Raw genomic sequence first — 1,669 nt, 5'->3', positions numbered from 1 at the left:
ACCGGACGCTGCTCGGCTGAGCCGCGCGTCCCGACTGGTTGGGCGCCGGCCCGCCCGCTCATCCTCACTGAACCGCGCGCCGCTCGGCTGAGCCGCGCGTCCCGACCGGTTGGACGCCGGCCCCGGGTTGTTGGGCGGGCCCGCCAAGGGGACAGGCCCCTACGATTGCGGCATGGCCGCCGAGGAGTTCTTCCGCAACCTGCCCAAAGTAACCCTGCACGATCACCTGGACGGCGGACTGCGTCCAGCCACCATGATCGAGATCGCCGCCGAGGTCGGGCACCAGCTACCGAGCACCGACCCCGACGAGCTGGGCCGCTGGTTCCACCAGACCGCCAGCTCCGGCTCGTTGACCGCCTACCTCACCACCTTCGAGCACACGATTGCCTGCATGCAGCGCGCCGACGACCTGCGCCGGGTGGCTCGGGAGTGGGTGGCCGACCATGTGGCCGACGGGGTGGTCGCCGGCGAGGCGCGCTGGGCTCCCGAACAGCACCTGCAGCGAGGGCTCGGCCTGGACGAGGCCGTGGCGGCCGTCGCCGAGGGGCTGCGCGAGGGTATGGCCGACGCGGCGTCCGGCGGCACCCCGTTCATCGCCCGCCAACTGGTCACCGCGATGCGGCACGCCGACCGTGGCCTGGAGATCGCAGAGCTCGCACTGCGACACCGCGACACCGGCCTGGTCGCGGGCTTCGACATCGCCGGAGGTGAGGCCGGCAACCCACCGTCCCGGCACCTGGCCGCGTTCCGCCGCCTGCGCGAGGCCGACTTCTTCTACACCATCCACTCCGGCGAGGAGGGCGAGTTGGCATCCATCCATGATGCGGTGCAGGTCTGCGGAGCGCTGCGGCTCGGCCACGGCGTCAACATCGTCAACGACACCACCCGCGATGCCCGCGGACGCCACCGGCTGGGCCGGCTGGCCCGCTTCGTCCGCGACCAGCGGATCCCGCTGGAGGTGTGCCCGAGCTCGAACCTGCAGACCGGGGTGGCGACCACGATGGCCGAACACCCGATCGGGACGCTGCTGTGGCTGGACTTCAACGTCACGCTGAACTGCGACAACCGATTGATGAGCGCCACCACGCTGAGCCGCGAGTACGCGCTGGTCAGCGAGGCGTTCGGGCTGTCGACCACGCAGTTGGCGCAGGTCGCGCTGGCCGGGGCGTCCGCCTTGTTCCTTGACCACGCCGAGCGAGCCCAGCTGATCGAGCAGATGATGCCGGCCTGGCTGCGGGTGTCGGCCAACGACCGCGGAACCAGCGGGCAGCCGCCCCTTTGGGAGCGCTGAGGAGTCCGCGCACAATAGGGCATGGACGCTACCCGGGATGAGGCCTGGTTCGAGGCCGCCTACCGGGTCCATGAGCCGGCGGTGCGCCGCTACGCGGTGCGCCGGGTCGGAGTCCGGCAGGCTGACGCGCTGGTTGCGACGGTTTTCACCGGGGTATGGCGGCACCGGGACGACGCGCCGGAACCGCTGTTGCCGTGGCTGTACGGGGTCGCCGGCAACCATCTGGGCGCGTCGGACGCGCCCCGGCTGGTGACCGGCGACCTGCCCATGCCGGGCGTCCACCAGGCGCTGGCCGCGCTGCCGATCGCGCAGGCCGAGGTGCTGAGGTTGGCCCACTGGGAGCGGCTCGACCGGCGGGGCGTCGGCATCGCTCTGGGC

General features: G+C 72.1%; 2 protein-coding genes. Both read left to right on the top strand.

Translation table 11 applies throughout. The annotated features are described in order from the left end of the window. The first annotated feature begins 172 nt into the window (after positions 1–172). A complete protein-coding gene (locus WBL05_RS00785) occupies positions 173–1,291 on the top strand; it encodes an adenosine deaminase (protein ID WP_424223094.1) in 1,119 nt (372 codons plus the stop codon). A gap of 21 nt (positions 1,292–1,312) precedes the next feature. After that, on the top strand, positions 1,313–1,669 hold a 357-nt coding region (locus tag WBL05_RS00780), incomplete at its 3' end, for an RNA polymerase sigma factor (RefSeq protein ID WP_424223093.1).

The sequence above is a fragment of the Brooklawnia sp. genome, assembly GCF_049651565.1.
Lineage (GTDB): Bacteria > Actinomycetota > Actinomycetes > Propionibacteriales > Propionibacteriaceae > Brooklawnia.
This window is presented reverse-complemented; position numbering and strand designations above follow the sequence as displayed.

Excerpts from the sequence above, each read along its gene's own strand:
- WBL05_RS00785 (WP_424223094.1), top strand. The coding sequence starts at position 173 with ATGGCCGCCGAGGAGTTCTTCCGCAACCTGCCCAAAGTAACCCTGCAC.